Genomic DNA, 18,776 nt, shown 5'->3' with positions numbered 1-18,776 from the left:
GACACTGCCCCCGGGTTTTACTAACTATCGAGCAAAGGATGCCCGTACTATGGGTAAACGCTGCCGGCAGAAATAGTTACAGTTTTGTCTGCCGTATTATTTGAAATTTCTTCCGCCGTGAAACACATTTTTTGCAGGGGGCTGCTCTGTGGCTGTCTGTGGCTGCATGTAAGAGACAGGCTGCTGTGTCAGTTCCGCATTTCCGGAGGGCGTCAGTTTCCGCAACAGGCGGGAGATATTATAGCATTTGTGCAGCACCAGGTGTATGACCTCGCCTTCCACCTGTAATTTCCCCTCTAACAGGATGAGTTTGGCGCCGAGTATTTCTTTCCGGAATTTTTCAAAAACGGATTCCCATATCACCGCATTCGCGTTGCCGGTTTCGTCTTCAATGGTCATGAATACAACGCCTTTTGCCGTGCCGGGTCTTTGTCTTACCAGTACCAGTCCGGCGATCTTTACATAATCCCCGTCTTTTGCGGTGGTTAACTGTGCGCAGGACAGGGTATGCAATTGTGTAAGGGTTTGCCGTAAAAAACTTACCGGGTGCGCTTTTACAGAAAAACCCGTTGCCGCATAATCCTGTATCACATGTTCGGAAAATAACATGGCCGGTAAAGAAACTTTTTTTTCGTTTTCCGGGTCGTTTGTCTGACCGGCATACAGGGCGATGGGTCTGTCCTGCACGGATATTTCCCACAAAGCCTGGCGGCGGTCGATACCCATGGAACGGAATGCATCGGCATCGGCCAGTTTGTGAAGCGTTTTATCAGATAACCCTGCTTCACGCAGGCTGTTGATACCGGCATACGGATAGCTACGGCCGGCAAGCAACCTGTTTACATCTTCTTCATGTATGCCTTTTACCTGCCGGAACCCCAGCCGCAAAGCGCAATGCGTGCCTGCTTTTTCTTCCAGCGTATTGTCCCAGAAAGAATGGTTGATGTCAACCGGTCTTACCTGCACACCATGTTTCTGCGCATCGATAATGAGCTGTGCGGGCTGGTAAAAACCCATCGGCCAGCTGTTCAGCAGGGAACAGGCAAATACATCGGGATAAAAACATTTGAGCCAGGAAGAGATGTATACAAGCAGGGCAAAACTTGCCGCATGGCTCTCAGGGAATCCGTACGAGCCAAAACCTTTCAGCTGCTGAAATATACGGCGCGCATATTCTTCCGTATAGTTTTTTGCTAGCATGCCTTTGACCAGTTTCCGCTCAAATTTTGTTACCTGTCCCTGGGCCTTGAATGTGGCCATGGCCCTTCTTAATTCGTCTGCTTCTGCCGGGGTAAAGCCTGCGGCAACAATGGCGATCTTCATTGCCTGTTCCTGGAACAATGGCACGCCCATGGTGCGTTTCAGTATGTCTTCCAGTTCAGGAGAAGGATAGTCCACTTTTTCCTGCCCGTTGCGTCTGCGCAGGTAAGGATGCACCATATCTCCCTGTATCGGCCCGGGTCTTACGATGGCCACTTCTATGACCAGGTCGTAAAATTCTTTGGGTTTTAGTCTGGGCAGCATCGATTGCTGCGCACGGCTTTCGATCTGAAAAACACCGATCGTATCTGCCCGGGAAATCATTTTATACACTTCGGGGTCTTCCTGCGGAATATTGTCGAGCGTAAGATCCAGGCCATAATGGTTTTTTGCGAGGTCGTATGCCTTACGCACACAGGTAAGCATACCCAGCGCCAGTATATCCACCTTGAGAAAACGCAATGCATCGATATCGTCTTTGTTCCATTCGATACAGGTCCTGTCCTGCATGCGGGCATTGAGTATGGGACACAATTCATGCAGCTTGCCACGTGTGATCACAAAACCTCCAGTATGCTGCCCCAGCTGCCGGGGGAAAGAAATAAGCTGGGCTGTGAGCTGCAGCACTTTCTGCAGGTGTTTGTCTGCCAGGTTCAGCCCCGTGTCTTTTACGGAACGGTCTGCCAGCCATTCGTCGGTGAACTCCCATGCAGTGCCCGACAGTGCGCTGATGGTATCAACAGACAATCCCATGGCTTTGCCTACATCGCGTATCGCACCTTTCTGGTGCAGCTGGGTTACGGTGGCTACGATGCCTGCGCGGTCGCGGCCATATTTCTGGTATACATACTGGATGATCTCTTCGCGGCGTTCGTGTTCAAAATCCACATCGATATCAGGCGGTTCATTCCTTGCATCCGAAATAAAACGTTCAAACAGCAGGTCGTGTTTGGTTGGATCCACCGCGGTGATGCCCAAACAATAGCAAACCGTTGAGTTGGCTGCAGAGCCCCGTCCCTGGCAGAGTATCTTTCTTCTTCTGGCCTCGCGTACGGTATCTTCCACTACCAGAAAAAAAGGAGCATACTCCATTTTTTCAATGAATGCCAGTTCGTATTCAATATTGTCGATGATTTTTTTCGGAATGGCATTGTTGTATTTTTCTCTTGCGCCTTCCCATGTCAATGCAGCCAGCTGCTCCTGCGGGTTGCGTCCGTCGGGTATGATCTCGTCGGGAAATTCATACGCCAATTCTTCAAGCGAAAAGCGGCAGGCATCTGCGATCTCTTTTGTGCGGTCTATGGCTTCGGGATATTTCCGGAACAGACGCCGCATTTCTTTTTCCTCTTTCAGGAAGCGTTCGGCGTTGGGATGCAGTTTGTAACCGGCGTTGTGTATCGTGCATTTTTCACGAACGCAGGTGATGATGTCCTGCAGTTCGCGCCGTTCGTGCGAGTGGTAGTGTACATCATTCGTAACCACCATCGGCACTTTATATTGCTGCGAAAGCCGGTGTGCCTGGTAAAGGTATTTCATGTCATCGCCCTGGTAACAGCGTGTTGCGGCTATGTACAGGCCGTTTCCGAATTGCCGGCGGTATTCGGCCAGTGCTTCTGTAAAGTCGTCGTTAAAACCGAATGATGCGTTGAGTTCTGCCGGAGGCAGCACGATCAGCTTCATACCGTCTGCACAGGCATATACATCGGTCCTGTATAAAATACATTTTCCTTTTTCCGTGCGAAGATTTCCGGTTGACAACAGCGTACACAAAGCGGCATATGCTTTCCGGTTGGTGGGATAGGCGAGAAGGGAGGGGCCATCCTGCAGATCGAGCCTGCAGCCTACGATCAGCCTGATCTGGTTTTTTTGGGCAGCCACATGCGCCCGAACGATACCTGCCAGTGTATTGCGGTCCGTTATGGCCAGCGCGGTATAACCCAGGGCGGCCGCCTGTTCCACCAGTTCATGGGGGTGCGATGCTCCGCGGAGAAAAGAAAAATTACTGGTTACCTGTAGTTCTGTATATGCCATATCGTTCGTTTCCATCACACAAAATATCCGTGCAGAAACCAGCCTGGCGGTTGTTCTTCATCGTAATGCCCGAGACGGAACAGCCAGAAACGGTTACCCGTTTCGTCTTCCACACAATAGTAATCGCGGTGCAGTCCTGTTTGCAGCCACCATTCCTGTTCAATACGTTCGGGACCGTCTGCTTTCATCGTTTTGTGTAAAACTCCTTTGTGTCTGAAATGCATGGGCGGGTAATCGGGAATGGGTGCAGCTACCTCTATGCGTTCAGGTACGGGCAGCAGGTGCAGGGGTCTTGGCCTGCCCGGCCGCCAGCCGGTAGCGGTTTTTTCAAGCAGCGATGAACTTTTTTTTACCGAGCGTTCGGGCCAGTGGTGTTCATCGGGCAGGTAACGGTGAATATGTCCTTCACCAAAACGGTTGTTCATGCGGTCGAGTAATTCTGATAAAGCGGTATTATGCAAACCTGCCCCGGCGCCCCACAACTGTAGCTGTGAAATGGTGATCTCATCTGTTTTTGTTGCATCGAGGGTAAACAGTTCGATACCCGGTCCCGGTTCAAACGCTCCGAACTTCAGCAGAAAAAGTTTGTGCAGGTGGATCTCATTATGCAAAGCCCTGCCGGCACCGATCGTGATCGATACGGTTTTGCCGTCTATGCGGTAACCTGTAAAGACGGCGGTACGCAATCCCCTGCCTTCGCTGCGTAAACGGTCGCAGAGCATACCGAGCAGTTTTCTCAATGCGATATCGATACCTGCGGGTGTAAAAATGGGTTCGAGACAGGGCAGCCGTTCCTGGTAAAGCTGCAGCGGGTGAATGGGTTCATGTATTTCTTCTTCTTCTCCCAGTGCGAACCGGATTTTCTGAACACAGTCTTTTCCAAACCTGCGCAGCAGCACGGAACGGGGCATATGTATAAAATGACCGATGCTGCGTAATCCCAGTTTTTCCAGTCGTTCCACAACAACGGTATCCAAACGCAAAGCGGCCGGCGGCAGGGGCAGGAGCGTCTCAACCTGCTGACCGGGAAGCACCGATCGTGTTGTTGTAAACCGGCTTAACGCCCATGCGGCGCCTATCGTATCTGCCATGCTTATGCGGGTATGTAAACCGAAACCTGCCAGTCGCTGCTGTAATGTATCGATATAATTTTCTTCTCCGCCCCACAGATGGGTACAACCCGTTGCATCGAGCAGCAGCCCGTCCTGTCCGTCGATGGTAACCGAGGGTGTGAAACGGATGCACCATTCTGCAAGACGGGATAACAGTTTGGCCGCTTCGGCGGGCGCATCCTCCCTGATCAGCAGATCGCGGAACAAGGCGCAGGCATCGGCTGCCACCATACCGGGATATATGCCCTGCCTGTGCGCTGCCGGACTTACCGCCGTGATCAGTTTACGCCCATGGTCGTTAACGGTAAGCACAAAATTTTTTTCTGCTAATGTTTTGTTGCGGAGAACAACCCAATCGGTTTTCAGGTAAGGGAACCATATTGTTACGTACCGTTTCTGCATCACACGATCTTTTTTCGGGCATAGATGGCAGAAGAGGATGGTTTCTGCTCCATAAAATGCTGCCGGTTCCATTCAAACTGCCAGGAGCCGGGGCGGCCATTGCGTATCCTGAGCAGGTCAACCTGCCAGCGCGGAAAACCCAGGCCAGGCATACCCTCCGGTAAACTGCTGCCAGCGGAGCGGATCTTCCATCGCGCAACACAGGCGGTGGTCTGTAACCGTTCTGTTTGCCGGATCACAAAACCGGTTACATGCGATTTTTCCACGGCCAGCTGCAATCTCCGGGAAGCGGTGAAATCGAGCTGCGCGATCTCGCCGACCACTGCGGACAGGCCTTCGCAGGCAAGCGCTTCTTCCATGGCCCAGAGCCTGTCTTTTTCCCGGTGCAGTTCAACAAAAACGATTTTGCAGGGGTCTATGCCAAATGCAGCCAGTGCGGGCGGAAAGATGGTATTGGCCGGTCCTATCCATACCGATACACTTCCTTCTTTCATCAGTACCGATACAATGCCCGCAATAAACCCGGCAGTGGCTGTTTTACCCGACCGGTCGTCACAAATACATTCATGTATGCAACCCGTAGGGAAGGTTTTATCGGGGAAAGCCTGGTTCATAGATCCCAGGCCGATATCCGGCAGGGCGGCAGCTGCATTTATTTTCAGACCCTCACGGATAAGAATATCTTTTCGCAGCCTGGCGATTATATCTGTCTGGGCAACCTGCATAGAATGGATTCAGTCAGGTAAAAATACTAAAAAATTTAGTATTTTTAAAAACAATCCAATATATACGGGTTTCGGCATGATTTTTTGATAGGATGGGGTCTAAACGTATGAAAAATGAAAAAGATCGCTTTTGTGCTCACAGGTTTCCTGTCTGTATTGTTATGGTCATGCAGCAAGAACGAGAATTCCGGTGCGGCTGGTGGTACCGCTTCTATGAAAGTATACCTTGTTGACGGTCCCGCCGCCTACGACCGTGTATACCTGGATATTCAATCCGTACAGGTGAAAGTATCATCAGATGCTTCGGAAGATGGCTGGCAAACCCTCAAGCTCGGCCGTGCGGGCATCTATAACCTGCTCGATTTTAAAAATGGCATCGATACCCTGTTGGGTTCTATTACCCTGCCCGCCGGCAATGTCGGCCAGCTTCGCCTGGTACTGGGTACTAACAACAGCGTGGTGATAAACGGTGTTGCTTACCCGCTGACCACGCCTTCTGCCCAGCAATCCGGTCTTAAACTCAATATCAACGCAACGCTTATTGCAGGTGTTGACTATAAGATATGGATCGATTTTGATGCTGCCCGTTCCATCGTACAAACCGGTTCGGGGTCTTATATCCTGAAACCCGTGATACGTCCGTTTACCGTGGCTACCTCTGGCGGCATTAAAGGATTTACGCTTCCTGTTGCCGCAAAAGGATGGGTGTTTGCCATCCAGAATGCAGCAGATACCATTTCATCAACGCCTGCCGATGCGGCTACCGGTGCATTCCTGTTGCGCGGACTTCCGGCTGCCACCTATAAACTTGGTTTCCGAGCTACAGCAGGTTCGTACCGCGATACAACCATCAGCAATGTGGTTGTTACCAACGGCGCTGTAACCGATGTGGGTTCTGTTACTTTACGATAAATGCAATGCAGAAGAAGTTCCGGTAACTGTTTACCGGGGCTTCTTCTTATCGTTTACCGGCCGTATATAGAACATCAGTGTGGCAAGTCCTTTGTCTTCCGCGTGTATCACCCGGATCGTATGATCGCCTTCGGGTAACCGCAGTTGTATGCGGTGGTGCGTGTCTTCGTCACGCAGTGTGTATTTCGCATCCCAGGCGTCGATCACTTCTTTCCCGTCTATAAAAACCTTAACGTAGTCATCAGCGGTAACCGCCACTTCGTACAGATCCCCGGGCAGGAACACCGTAGTGGCCGCTACGGTAGCGAAGGAGTCGGCAGGTAATCCTTTTGAAACCGCTCCCCACCAGGTATAATCCAGTTTTGCTGCAACCGATGTCGTAAACGGTTCGGTTGCCGTTACCTGCTGAAAACGATCGTATCCTTTTGCCGGGTCGTATGCTGCATCCCATTTGTACCAGGCGATATTCCATTGCGGATGGGGATCAAATTCGGTGTACGAAAAAACATGGGCTTCGCCGCTGTCATGCCGCCGGCCGTATGCATCCGTAAAGCCGGGCCCTGTATACCGCAGATCGATACTTCTGTTCACCAGGGCCGAATCCGGTTTTGCGCTGAGGCCGGAAGGAAATGTTTTTTCTCCCGTTCTCTGTATGCTGAAACCTTTTGTCGAAGCAATCTCCCAGCTGCCTTTTGCACCCAATACCTCGAAATGATAGGTGCCGGTACTGTCGATGTTTTTCAGCCAGAGCAGCGGGTAACGGAAATCATAGGGCCCCCAGGGCGTGATGCGTATCTGTTCTTTACCCGAAGGCAATACAGCGGCGGGCAGTTCTGTGGCTTTGATCGTTTGCAGCCGCTCGTCTTTCTGGTATTCGATATCCAGCATTTCCTCATCGCGCGAGGTATCGATGTCTTCCGCGCGGTCGCCCACCACCAGGTTTTGAGATACATTCAGTTTGGTATTACCCTGCAGCACCACCGTATCGGTGCCCATGATATCGATCGCAACGGGGTTATTGGTAAAACGGTTGGCGGCAATCCAGTAATTCCTGCTTTCGGTATTGTGCAGCCTGGCATAGGCCCAGTGGGCCGGCTGTTTTTCCCTCGACCAGAGCTTGATACCCGTTTTATCTCCGTTAAAACCATTCAATGCAATGTTGATACCCTGTCCGTGTTCGATGGCGATGCCGATGCGGTTGTTTTCAAAACTGTTGTCAGTGATATCCGTATCAAAACTGTATCCGCCCCATATTCCATGATCGCAATTCCGTATCCTGTTTTTCATGATCAGGTTGCGGCTGAAGGTAACTTCGATGCCGTTGGTGGGGGCAAACGAAAAATCATTGCCGTAAATAAAATTATCGTTACAGCCGCCTGTGCCTTTGTCCATTGTTGTCTGACCCGCCCATAAAAAGAAACCGTCGCCGCTGTGTGTTGCGGTATTGAATGCAAACACATTGTTGTTGCATTGCTCAAATACGAGTATGGCGGCGCTGTCTTGTCCCCGCTGGTATTTGCCATGACTGTAACCGCGTACATTGAAGTCGAGCCGGTTGTGGTAGATCCTGTTCCCGCTGCTCCTGTATAAACCGATGCCGATACCCGAGTTAAATGAAAAATCGTTGTCGTATACTTCTGCGTTCCCGCAATCCGTCATCATCAGCGCGCATTGCCCGCCGGTTACGGTATTGTTGGATACTACGGCTTTGTTTGTGTGCCTGAGGTACAGCGCAGCACCGTAGCGCATCCACTCATCCTGCTCATTTTTATGGTAGCTCATCCAGTCGCTGATGTCTTCCCGTTCGCGGTTGCTTTTCAATTCCTGGCGCCAGTTATAACTCAGGTCGCAGTGATCGATCACCAGTCCCTGTACGCTGTCTGCAAGGATGGCGATCTTATACCCATGGATACGCGCATTCCTGACAGTGATGTTCTTTGATCCCTTCCTGATACGCACAGCCAGCCCGTAAAATGCATCGGGCCGCCACCGGTCGCCCGAGCCCTGGAGCACCGCGTTGTTGAAATCGATCACGATATCCTGTCCTTCAATTTCGATCAAAGCCGTGCGAAGCGAGCTGTCGGCATTGAGATGGTAACTGTCCTGCACAACCCTGCCCGATTGCCTGATCACCATGCCGGGTTGTAAACGTATATCTGCTGCCCCGGCGGTACCGGCACCCGCGGCAAACAACAGCAGCCAGATACAGGATAGTATTCTTTGCATGCTTAAAGATAAGCACTAAGCAGCTGTTGCGAAACGGAGCGGTGAAACGAAGACAATGATTCATTTGCCCTGTTTAACAAACTGCATGAGGCCCGGTTAAAACTGGAACCTAACGCTTCCGAACACGCCAAAATCATTGGTCTTTGATTTGAAAAGAGAAGGGGGCAGTCCTGCAGGAATATTGCGCATGGGTGCATAGCGCCACACAAGATCGATGCGGAGCAGTTTGAAGATATTTTCGAAACCGGTTCCCAGTTCGGTATATACACCGCCTCTCAGAGAGCGCATGCGGTATTCATAGTAGTAATCCTGGATATTGAGTTTTCGGTTACCGTCGGAAAGATCGCCCCACACGGCTTTCAGGTTCCAGAACTGGCGCATATTGCTTTTGCGCATGAACGGAAGCAGGTTAATGAATTTTTTTTCCAGGTTATGCTCAATATTGATACCGGCATACTGATCGCTGACGTACTCGAAACGGTTCATCAGGTTAAACGATTGTCTGTTGTAGTAATAGATCTCGTTGCCGGGATGTATTTCCAGCAGCATAAACGGCAGCGACTCCTGCGAATACACTTTACCCGCATACGCCATGTAATTGACCTTTCCCCACCTGGGTATGCGGAAGCTATGCGTAATATTTGCCGCAACACGTTCGTAGCGGTAATTCGAAGACCATGCACCAGGCACACCGAGTACGGTTCTGAGTTCGTACACCGGGTGGTTGGTTTTCAGCTTTCTTTCCTTGCGGTGCGTGGTGATGGATTTTTCGCCCGGCGCATACCGTAGCTTAAGACCGAATTCGGTGCTGATGATCTCATCCTGCAGTGCATGTGTTACAAGTTGCCTGCGCGGCAGCAGGGGGGTATGGGTATCGTATTTTGTACGTAACACAAAAGGCTGAACGGAGAACTTGTTTTTCCATTCTTTGGTGATCATGAATTTCATTTCATCCACGCCAAGGAATTTCTGGCGGATATTCGGCCGCCTGATCAGCTGACTGAATACATTATCGGTGGTGATGTCTTCGTCGTTGTAGCGCGCGCGGCCATTGTCGAGGTCGTGTGTGTAGGAGGCAAAGATGCTCAGCCCCCTGTCGCCGGGAACACGGTAGTTCATATCAAACCTTCCTTTGAACTCTCCGTCTTTAAAGCCATAGGCCAGGTAGCCGTGCAGGCGCAGGTATTTGCTGAATTGTTCCGTAGTGCCAAGGTCAAACCTTACCCTTACTTTCTCCAGCTGGTTGCCGCTGATCCATTTGTACCAGGGGCCTATTTCCACGGCGCCCAGTTTTTTGTGTCCGTCTACGATAAAAGTGAGAATATCCATGTACTTTTTAAAAACGGGCATGGATCTCAGGGTATCCATCATCCAGTACACTTTGCGTTCGTTGGTGCTGAGTGTTTCGTGCCGGTTATCGGTCCAGAAATCATCGGTCTTCAGGCGTGCTCCTTCCGCTACCACCACTTCCTCTTTTTCGGCATTCAGCGCCAGTTTTGACAGGATGGCGGTATCGTTGATCCGGATATCTTTATAGGTACTCGATTTGCGCGCGATAAACGATGTCTTTTCCTTACCCAGCGGGGAGAAATCGATGATGAATTTGTCCTTGCCAAACATCCAGGAGCTGTCTGACTGCAGGTTGAATTCCTGCAAAATGCTCAGGCGGTTCACATAGTTGATATTGGCACTGGTGGAAATATTGAGGCTGATGCGGCGGATGCCCCAGTTGCGGCCATGGATCCAGCAATCGCCGCTGAAGGAATTCTCACCGGCGCTTTTGGGTGTGAAATAGAGGTGAAAATATTTTTCACCGCCGATCACCTGTGTATCGGCGCCGCGGTAGTTATAGTATTTATCGCCTACGGCGCTCAGCGGACTGATGAATTCTTTGCCGAAGATGTTGATATAGTCCTGGTACATGTTCACCCGCTGTCCCATGCCGCCGATGAACTGCAGGATGCTTTCATTTTTCACACCCCTGATCTTGGCGGCTTTGATCTCTTCCCGCACTTTGTAGGGGTTGGTTGCGTAGTAGTAATCCGAGAGCGATTCGGTAAGGTATACGGGCAGGAACGGCGCTTTCTCGGAAACGCTGTCGATATTATCCAGTATGAACGCAAAAGGTTTGAAAAGTTTTTTGTTTTCAAAATAATCGCGTTTGATATTGTTGATATCGATCTCTATTTTGTTGTACAGCTCGTAAGAATAACTGTCGTGCCGGTAGGGATCGTTCTGCGGTTTGTGGTTTACGATGTATTTCCACCAGCGCAGTCCTTTGTTGAATTTGGATTTAACAACCGCCTCGTTGCTTTGTTTTACCTGGTCCAGCATCATCGTCAGCTCCGCGGTGTCTTTTCCCCGCGTGATCCGGCGCATCACATCGGAAAAACCCACATAGCTTACAACCAGGGTGTCTACCTGGTGGTGGCTGCTGCGCAGCAGAAAATTACCCAGGCTGTCGGATACTCCGCCAAAGCCGGCTCTTTTCCAGTAAACGCTTGCAAAGGGAACGGTTTCTTTGGTAAAATGGTTGAGGATCCGGCCGCGCACCTGGGAAGACTGCGATATACCGATGCCACACAGCGCCATACACAGCACCAACAATACGTACCTGGTTACAGATCTATTCACACGTATGATTTCCTGGGGGGTTACGAAAACTTAGGATTAGCCAGGATTGGATTTTTAGCAGGACCAGGCGCCGGAAAACTGATCATGCAAATGAAGGTAGTGATTGGTGCTCAATTATTGCACAATCTGGCAGATTCTAAGGCTTTTTTCATATATGAATCTGCAATAATGTGTGTTAAGGAAAAATCAACCTGCCAATTTTTCATTTTTTGGCGGGTGGCATAATGATTGACACTTAAAAACCGATTATTCATCTGAAATTCAACAAAACATGGGTAAAATAATTGGAATTGACCTCGGAACAACGAACAGTTGCGTTGCCGTAATGGAGGGTAACGAGCCGGTAGTGATTGCCAACGACGAGGGGCGCAGAACCACGCCCTCGGTAGTGGCATTCCTGAAGAACGGCGAGCGTAAAGTAGGGGATCCGGCCAAAAGGCAGGCGATCACCAACCCGCAGAACACCATCAGCAGCGTAAAACGCTTTATGGGCCGCAGGTTTGACGAAGTGACCGAAGAGATCAGCCACTGGAGCTATAAAGTAGCCAAAGGCGACAATAATACAGTGCGTGTGGCCATTGATGACAGGCTGTACACGCCGCAGGAGATTTCTGCCATGATCCTTCAGAAAATGAAGAAAACGGCCGAAGACTACCTGGGCCAGGAGGTAAGCGAAGCGGTGATCACCGTTCCGGCCTACTTCAACGATGCCCAGCGCCAGGCCACCAAAGAAGCCGGCGAAATTGCGGGACTGACCGTTAGGCGTATCGTGAACGAACCTACGGCTGCTGCACTGGCCTATGGTCTGGATAAAAAACATGCCGACCAGAAGATCGCCGTATTTGACCTTGGCGGCGGCACTTTCGATATCTCTATCCTCGAACTGGGTGATGGCGTATTTGAAGTGAAATCGACCAATGGCGATACCCACCTGGGTGGTGATGATTTTGACAAAGTGATCATGGACTGGCTGGCCGATGAGTTCAAATCGCAGGAAGCGATCGACCTGAGAAAGGACCCGATGGCCCTGCAGCGTTTGAAGGAAGCTGCCGAAAAAGCAAAGATCGAGCTGAGCTCATCCGCCGAAACGGAGATCAACCTGCCTTATATCACCGCAGTGGACGGCGTGCCCAAACACCTGGTGACCAAACTGAGCCGTGCAAGGTTTGAGCAGCTGGCAGATAACCTGTTTGCGCGCTGTCTGAAACCCTGTGAGGCCGCTTTGAAAGACGCGGGTTACAGTACCTCGCAGATCGATGAAGTGATCCTGGTGGGAGGTTCCACACGTATCCCCAAAGTACAGGAGATCGTGGAGAAATTCTTTGGCAAAAAACCCAATAAGGGTGTTAACCCCGATGAGGTGGTGGCAGTCGGTGCCGCTATTCAGGGTGCGGTGCTGACAGGAGAGGTAAAAGATGTGCTGCTGCTGGATGTGACCCCGCTGGGCCTGGGTATCGAAACCATGGGTGGTATAATGACCACCATGATCGCTTCCAATACAACCATTCCCACCAAGAAAACAGAAGTGTATTCAACAGCCAGCGATAACCAGCCGGGTGTGCAGATACATGTATTGCAGGGCGAACGGCCAATGGCTAACCAGAACAAGAGCCTGGGTATGTTTAACCTGGATGGTATACCGCCGGCCCCGAGAGGCGTACCCCAGATCGAGGTGACTTTTGATATCGATGCCAACGGTATGCTGCATGTAAGTGCAAAAGACAAGGGCACCGGTAAAGAACAGAAGATCCGTATCGAAGCGGGCAGCGGTCTGAGTAAGGAAGAAGTGGAGAGAATGAAAGCCGAAGCAAAAGCAAACGAATCTGCGGATAAGGAAGCACGCGAGAAAGTGGAGAAACTGAACGGTGCGGACAGCATGATCTTCCAGACCGAAAAACAGATCAAGGAGTTCGGCGATAAGATACCTGCCGATAAAAAAGCGCCGATCGAAGCGGCGCTGGAAAACCTGAAAACGGCTCATAAAAACCAGGACATCGCAGCCATTGATGCCGCGATGACGGAAATGAATACCGCCTGGACAGCCGCCAGCGAAGAGATCTACAAAGCGCAGCAGGCAGCCGGTCAGCCGGGCGCTGATGGCGGCGCCCAGCCGAATGCAGGCGCGCAGGGTGGCGGAGAAACCGTAACCGATGCGGAATTCGAAGAAGTGAAGTAATCAGCCTGACAGATAAAAGTAAACGGCTGGCTCCGAAAGGGCCAGCCGTTTTTTGTTTATGAGCGGATTTTGGGCCGCCATTGATGGAAAATATGCGCCGCCCCGAAAAGGTTACGGAAATATCATCTGTTCCGGTTTGAATTTGTGTCTGCAGGTTGTATTTTGTAGGTCCTATTCACCATAAAAAACTTGACAGATGAAAAAACTACTCCTGCTACTCTCAGCCAGCGTGCTGTTCTCCTTTTCTTTGGTTGATACGATCAGCAAGGAAGAGCGTAAAAAAGCCACCGATTTTCTTACAGAGACCAAGAAGGGCGTTTGGGATGCCACCCAGGGTCTCAGCGAAGCGCAGCTGAAATTTAAACCCGCACCCGATAAATGGAGTGTGGAAGACTGTATGAAACATATCGCCATTACCGAGCAGATGCTTTGGGGTATGGTTGAGCAGGGACTCAAGAGCCCGGCCACGCCTGAAAAAAGAGCTGATGTTAAGATGACGGATGACCAGGTGATAAAAGTGCTCGAAGACCGTACCAATAAGGTAAAGACTTCTGCACCCATGGAGCCCCTTAACACGCCCTACAAAAGCATGAGCGAAGCCTGGGAATCGTTCAGCAAAAGCCGCGACAAGCTGATCGAATATGTGAACAATACCAACGACGATCTGCGCAACCATGTGAACGCGCTGCCATTCGCCAGTTTCGACAGCTTCCAGATGCTGCTGTTTATCGGTGCGCACAGCAACCGCCATATGCAGCAGATGAACGAGGTAAAAGCCGATCCGAATTTCCCGAAAAAATAACCGCCCCTGAATAAAAATCCCCCGACATCCGGGGGATTTTTATTGGTACCATTACCCGTGCACCGGTCTCAGGGCGCTGTAAACCCGATTCTTCTGCGTTTGCTGAAATCTTCCTGCTGTTGTTTTTTCTCGACCAGGTAGTTTAATGCTTTGTAAATATCCCTGAACTGCTCCTGGTTGCTTTTCTCAAGCCTGGACAGCTTTTGGGCCAGTTCCGTGTATTGCTGTCCCAACTGCCGTAAACTGATGAATGCCCCTGACGATGAAAATGTTTGCATGAACCGCCTTATCGCTGCGCAGCACCGATGCCAGCATGGTTACGCCATGCTCTGTAAATGCGTAGGGAAGGGATTGTTTGTTGCGTTTTCTGATTTCTGCGGATGATGCGGTAACATTTTGTGACCGCATCAGTGCATCCCATTCTTTCTCAGTTAGTTGAAACATAAAATCATCCGGGAAGCGGTTGCTGTTGCGTTTTACGGCCTGGTTCAGGGCTTTTGTTACTCCGTACAGCAGGGCCAGGTCAAAAAATGGAGCATGACCCTGCAGGCCCTGATTTCCCTGATTTTTTGGTAGATCGTATCTGCCTGCATACAGGGAAAATAACGGCAGAAAATGATCGTAACAAGGTGGTTTACCGCAAAACAATACCGTTTTATAGCGGTGCGGTAACCCGCAAACAAAAGCCGGTCACTGGTGTAACCGGCTTGTTGCGTAAAAAGGCAGCGCCCTTTTATAACTGTTTGCGTATGATGTTCAGGGCAGCGCCGGCTTTGAACCATTCGATCTGCTGCTGGTTGTAAGTGTGGTTGGCCACGATGATGTTCTGGGTGCCATCTGCATGATGGAAGACCAGGGTTAAGGGAACGCCCGGTGCAAAACCGGTAAGACCCGTGATATCGATGGTATCGTCTTCCTGGATCTTGTCGTAGTCGGCCTTATCCGCAAAGGTCAGTGCCAGCATACCCTGTTTCTTCAGGTTGGTTTCGTGGATGCGCGCAAAGGATTTTACCAGTATTGCCCGAACGCCGAGGAAGCGGGGCTCCATGGCGGCATGCTCGCGGGAGCTGCCCTCGCCATAGTTCTCATCGCCTACAACGATGCTGCCAACGCCTGCGGCCTTGTAGGCGCGCTGTGTGGCGGGTACAGGACCGTACACGCCGGTAAGCTGGTTCTTTACATGGTCTGTTTTTTCGCCGAAAAAATTCACCGCGCCGATCAGCATGTTGTTGCTGATATTATCGAGGTGACCGCGGAACTTCAGCCAGGGCCCTGCCATGCTGATGTGATCGGTCGTACATTTTCCTTTGGCTTTGATCAGCAGTTTCAGCCCTTTGAGATCGGTGCCCTCCCATTCGGAGAAGGGGGCCAGTAACTGCAGGCGTTTGCTGTCGGGCGCCACAATCACGCTAACGCCGCTGCCGTCTGCCGCAGGCGCCTGGTAACCGGGATCATCCACGGCAAAACCGCGCAGGGGCAGTTCCTGTCCTGTTGGCTCATCCAGTTTTACCTGCTCGCCTTTTTCATTGGTGAGGGTATCGGTGATCGGGTTAAAGGTCAGGTCACCTGCAATGGCCAGCGCTGTAACCAGTTCGGGTGATGCCACAAAAGCCATCGTATTCGGGTTTCCGTCCGCGCGTTTGGCAAAGTTCCTGTTGAAGCTGTGCACGATGGTGTTCTTTTCTTTCTTCTCGGCACCTACCCGGTCCCACATACCGATACAGGGTCCGCAGGCGTTGGCAAATACGGTTGCGCCGATTTTGTCAAACACATCGAGGAAGCCGTCGCGCTCAACCGTATAGCGAACCTGTTCGCTTCCGGGGGTGATGGTGAACTGGCTTTTCAGTGTCAGTCCCTTCTGTTCTACCTGGCGTGCCAGGCTTACGGAACGGCTGATGTCTTCATAGGAGCTGTTGGTGCAGCTTCCGATCAGACCCACTTCCACTCTGGTAGGCCAGCCGTTGGCGGCGGCAGCTTCTTTCATTTTGGAAATAGGGGTAGCCAGATCGGGTGTGAACGGCCCGTTGAGATGGGGTTCCAACTGGCTGAGGTTGATCTCGATCACCTCGTCAAAATATTTGGAAGGCTCGGCATAAACGGCCGCGTCTGCGTTCAGGTAAGCGGAGATCTGATCGGCCATTTCAGCCACTTCGGTGCGGCCGGTGGCGCGCAGGTAGCGGCTCATGCTGTCATCGTAACCGAAAGTGGAAGTGGTAGCACCAATTTCGGCGCCCATATTGCAGATAGTGCCTTTACCTGTACAGCTCATGGCCTGGGCACCTTCGCCAAAATATTCCACGATGGCACCGGTTCCGCCTTTTACGGTAAGGATGCCTGCCACTTTGAGGATAACGTCTTTGGGGGCTGTCCAGCCACTCAGTTTACCTGTCAGTTTCACACCGATCAGCTTGGGCCATTTGAGTTCCCAGGGCAAACCGGCCATCACATCACAGGCATCGGCACCGCCCACGCCGATGGCTACCATGCCAAGTCCGCCGGCATTTACGGTATGCGAATCGGTGCCGATCATCATACCACCGGGGAATGCATAGTTTTCAAGCACCACCTGGTGAATGATCCCGGCGCCGGGTTTCCAGAAACCGATGCCGTATTTATTGGAAACGGATGCAAGAAAATCGTACACTTCCTTGCTTTCCTTATTGGCTACTTCCAGGTCTTTTTTGGCCTCAGCCTTGGCTGTGATCAGGTGATCGCAGTGTACGGTGGAGGGCACGGCCACCCTGGGTCTTCCTGCCTGCATAAACTGTAACAGGGCCATCTGCGCCGTGGCGTCCTGCATGGCCACACGATCCGGGGCAAAATCCACATAGCTTTTTCCCCTTTCAAAATTATCCGGCTTCTGGTCGGGATGCAGGTGAGCAAACAGGATTTTCTCACTCAGCGTCAGCGGACGGTTCAGCGCTTTACGTGCGGCATCCACCCTGGCTGGCATTCCGGCATACACTTTCTTGATCATTTCAATGTCGAAGGCCATAGTTATAAGTTGTTTGAGGTTTGGAATTCTTGTTCTTCCACAGGGCAGATGGGCCGGCCCTGTTTTTTCATGTCATCCATGCCGGCCGGCGGTAATGGCTGTGTTCGTGCACAGGGATTATCCCCAGCTCAGGCAAAAAGGGTGGCAGAATGCCGCGAATTTACGAAAAACCGGGCACTGTTTTACCATCTGTATTGGATGATTTATATAATTTAGCAATGCAAACACCCCCCGACCAGATAAACGAGTTATATGCAAAAGATCAGGGAATTTCTTGAGCTGCGTGCCTTTGGCGTATGCGCGGCAATTGGTGAGAAACTGGGTATTGCCTCTTCGCGTATCCGTATGTGGTTTATTTACGTGTCATTCCTTACCATGGGCTCACCTGTGGTGATTTATATGATACTTGCCTTCTGGATCAACCTGAAGAACTATATCCTTACGGGAAGAAGGAATCCGGTGAAATATTGAACAGAAGAGCAGGGAACAAAGAACAGAGGAACAGGGAACGGAGGAGCAGGGAACGGATTTTGTGTGCCCTGTTCACCGCTTAAATAACGGCTTTGCGCAGTTTTACCAGCTGTTCCAGCAGGCTTTCCAGCAGATCCAGTTTCAGCATATTGGCGCCATCGCTTTTGGCCACGGCGGGGTTGGGATGGGTTTCAATGAACAGTCCATCGGCTCCTGTGGCAATGGCCGCTTTGGCAATGGTGCCTATCAGCTGCGGGTTGCCGCCGGTAACACCGGTGGTTTGATTGGGCTGCTGCAGGGCATGCGTACAGTCCATGATCACAGGCGCCTGGTGTTCCTGCATCCAGGGTATATTGCGGTAATCCACCACCAGGTCCTGGTAGCCGAATGTGGTGCCCCGTTCGGTAAGCATGATGTTATCGTTGCCGGCTTTCCTGATCTTGTCTACCGCAAACTTCATCGCAGGACCGCTGAGAAACTGTCCTTTTTTTACATTCACCACTTTACCTGTTGCTGCGGCGGCCAGGAGCAGGTCGGTTTGCCGGCATAAAAACGCGGGTATCTGCAGTATGTCGATATAGGGAGCAGCCATGGCGGCTTCATCGTGTGCGTGTATGTCTGAAGTGGTGGGCAGTTGAAAGGTGCTGCCTACTTTTTTGATCAGCGCCAGGCCATTGTCGTCACCGATGCCTGTAAAGGAATTGCCGCTTGTGCGGTTGGCCTTCCGGTAACTGGCTTTGAATACATAGGGTATCTCCAGGCGTTTGCAGATGGCGCGCACCTTATCTGCCACTTCCATCACCAATGCTTCGTCTTCCACCACGCAGGGACCGGCGATCAGGAAAAAATTATCCGGATGATAGGATTGCTGTCTGAAAAGATCTTGCAGGAACGAAGGGATCATAGGTGTGTATTTGCTGATTACGATGTGCAAAGTTACTGCATTTGGTGTAAGCGAACCCCCGGTCAACCGTTTGCTTAAAAGGGCAGGCGGCTGGTATTTGTTTCGGTCTTATTGCTTTCCTTTGCT

General features: G+C 51.2%; 13 protein-coding genes. 4 read left to right on the top strand and 9 right to left on the bottom strand.

The annotated features are described in order from the left end of the window. Positions 1–96 precede the first annotated feature (96 nt). From GWC94_RS10170 to GWC94_RS10160, 3 genes are read right to left on the bottom strand one after another with little or no spacing between them, the layout of a single operon-like run. The gene (locus GWC94_RS10170; RefSeq protein ID WP_161834921.1) at positions 97–3,291 is read right to left on the bottom strand and encodes an error-prone DNA polymerase; all 3,195 of its coding nucleotides are present in this window, start codon (positions 3,289–3,291) and stop codon (positions 97–99) included. Between the two features lie 14 nt (positions 3,292–3,305). After that, positions 3,306–4,805 carry a Y-family DNA polymerase gene (locus tag GWC94_RS10165; RefSeq protein ID WP_161835800.1) on the bottom strand — a complete coding sequence of 500 codons (1,500 nt, stop codon included), beginning with the start codon at positions 4,803–4,805 and terminating at the stop codon, positions 3,306–3,308. Beyond that, positions 4,805–5,530, bottom strand: a complete 726-nt coding sequence (locus tag GWC94_RS10160; RefSeq protein WP_161834920.1) for an ImuA family protein — start codon at positions 5,528–5,530, stop codon at positions 4,805–4,807. Before GWC94_RS10160 ends, GWC94_RS10165 begins: the two co-directional genes overlap by 1 nt. Before the next feature lie 114 nt (positions 5,531–5,644). Between GWC94_RS10160 and GWC94_RS10155 the strand changes: the two genes are divergently transcribed. After that, positions 5,645–6,442 (top strand): DUF4382 domain-containing protein, encoded by a 798-nt coding sequence (locus GWC94_RS10155; protein ID WP_161834919.1) that lies wholly within the window; start codon positions 5,645–5,647, stop codon positions 6,440–6,442. 30 nt (positions 6,443–6,472) lie between these two features. Here GWC94_RS10155 and GWC94_RS10150 read toward each other — a convergent pair whose 3' ends face one another. Then, the gene (locus GWC94_RS10150; RefSeq protein ID WP_161834918.1) at positions 6,473–8,668 is read right to left on the bottom strand and encodes a right-handed parallel beta-helix repeat-containing protein; all 2,196 of its coding nucleotides are present in this window, start codon (positions 8,666–8,668) and stop codon (positions 6,473–6,475) included. Between the two features lie 96 nt (positions 8,669–8,764). Continuing rightward, a complete protein-coding gene (locus GWC94_RS10145; RefSeq protein ID WP_161834917.1) occupies positions 8,765–11,302 on the bottom strand; it encodes a DUF5686 and carboxypeptidase-like regulatory domain-containing protein in 2,538 nt (845 codons plus the stop codon). A gap of 271 nt (positions 11,303–11,573) precedes the next feature. Between GWC94_RS10145 and dnaK the strand changes: the two genes are divergently transcribed. Next, positions 11,574–13,478: a molecular chaperone DnaK gene (gene dnaK / locus GWC94_RS10140; RefSeq protein WP_161834916.1), complete on the top strand. Its 1,905-nt coding sequence runs from the start codon at positions 11,574–11,576 to the stop codon at positions 13,476–13,478. A 196-nt stretch (positions 13,479–13,674) separates the two neighbouring features. Continuing rightward, entirely contained in the window at positions 13,675–14,280 is a 606-nt protein-coding gene (locus GWC94_RS10135; RefSeq protein ID WP_161834915.1) for a DinB family protein, read from the top strand. A gap of 68 nt (positions 14,281–14,348) precedes the next feature. Here GWC94_RS10135 and GWC94_RS16840 read toward each other — a convergent pair whose 3' ends face one another. From GWC94_RS16840 to GWC94_RS10125, 3 genes are all read right to left on the bottom strand, one after another. Continuing rightward, positions 14,349–14,558: a hypothetical protein gene (locus GWC94_RS16840; protein ID WP_235918584.1), complete on the bottom strand. Its 210-nt coding sequence runs from the start codon at positions 14,556–14,558 to the stop codon at positions 14,349–14,351. Continuing rightward, positions 14,467–14,928 carry an ORF6N domain-containing protein gene (locus tag GWC94_RS10130; protein ID WP_235918507.1) on the bottom strand — a complete coding sequence of 154 codons (462 nt, stop codon included), beginning with the start codon at positions 14,926–14,928 and terminating at the stop codon, positions 14,467–14,469. The genes GWC94_RS16840 and GWC94_RS10130 overlap by 92 nt, the downstream gene beginning before the upstream one ends. A gap of 85 nt (positions 14,929–15,013) precedes the next feature. Further along, positions 15,014–17,275, bottom strand: coding sequence for an aconitate hydratase (locus tag GWC94_RS10125; protein ID WP_161834914.1), 2,262 nt, complete (start codon positions 17,273–17,275; stop codon positions 15,014–15,016). Positions 17,276–17,527: 252 nt separating this feature from the next. On the opposite strand from GWC94_RS10125, the gene GWC94_RS10120 reads away from it, so the two are divergent. Further along, entirely contained in the window at positions 17,528–17,746 is a 219-nt protein-coding gene (locus tag GWC94_RS10120; RefSeq protein WP_161834913.1) for a PspC domain-containing protein, read from the top strand. Between the two features lie 79 nt (positions 17,747–17,825). Here the strand turns inward: GWC94_RS10120 and kdsA are convergent, their stop codons facing one another. Next, a complete protein-coding gene (kdsA, locus tag GWC94_RS10115) occupies positions 17,826–18,650 on the bottom strand; it encodes a 3-deoxy-8-phosphooctulonate synthase (protein WP_161834912.1) in 825 nt (274 codons plus the stop codon). Between the last annotated feature and the right edge of the window lie 126 nt (positions 18,651–18,776).

This window comes from Sediminibacterium soli (assembly GCF_009939225.1).
Taxonomy (GTDB): Bacteria; Bacteroidota; Bacteroidia; order Chitinophagales; family Chitinophagaceae; genus Sediminibacterium; species Sediminibacterium soli.
This window is presented reverse-complemented; position numbering and strand designations above follow the sequence as displayed.

Bases quoted from the DNA above. Each gene is read 5' to 3' on its own strand.
- GWC94_RS10160 (WP_161834920.1), bottom strand. From the start codon at position 5,530: ATGCAGGTTGCCCAGACAGATATAATCGCCAGGCTGCGAAAAGATATT.
- dnaK (WP_161834916.1), top strand. From the start codon at position 11,574: ATGGGTAAAATAATTGGAATTGACCTCGGAACAACGAACAGTTGCGTT.
- GWC94_RS10135 (WP_161834915.1), top strand. From the start codon at position 13,675: ATGAAAAAACTACTCCTGCTACTCTCAGCCAGCGTGCTGTTCTCCTTT.
- GWC94_RS10170 (WP_161834921.1), bottom strand. From the start codon at position 3,291: ATGGCATATACAGAACTACAGGTAACCAGTAATTTTTCTTTTCTCCGC.
- GWC94_RS10150 (WP_161834918.1), bottom strand. From the start codon at position 8,668: ATGCAAAGAATACTATCCTGTATCTGGCTGCTGTTGTTTGCCGCGGGT.
- GWC94_RS10155 (WP_161834919.1), top strand. From the start codon at position 5,645: ATGAAAAAGATCGCTTTTGTGCTCACAGGTTTCCTGTCTGTATTGTTA.
- kdsA (WP_161834912.1), bottom strand. From the start codon at position 18,650: ATGATCCCTTCGTTCCTGCAAGATCTTTTCAGACAGCAATCCTATCAT.
- GWC94_RS10125 (WP_161834914.1), bottom strand. From the start codon at position 17,275: ATGGCCTTCGACATTGAAATGATCAAGAAAGTGTATGCCGGAATGCCA.
- GWC94_RS10120 (WP_161834913.1), top strand. From the start codon at position 17,528: ATGCAAAAGATCAGGGAATTTCTTGAGCTGCGTGCCTTTGGCGTATGC.
- GWC94_RS16840 (WP_235918584.1), bottom strand. From the start codon at position 14,558: ATGCAAACATTTTCATCGTCAGGGGCATTCATCAGTTTACGGCAGTTG.
- GWC94_RS10165 (WP_161835800.1), bottom strand. From the start codon at position 4,805: ATGCAGAAACGGTACGTAACAATATGGTTCCCTTACCTGAAAACCGAT.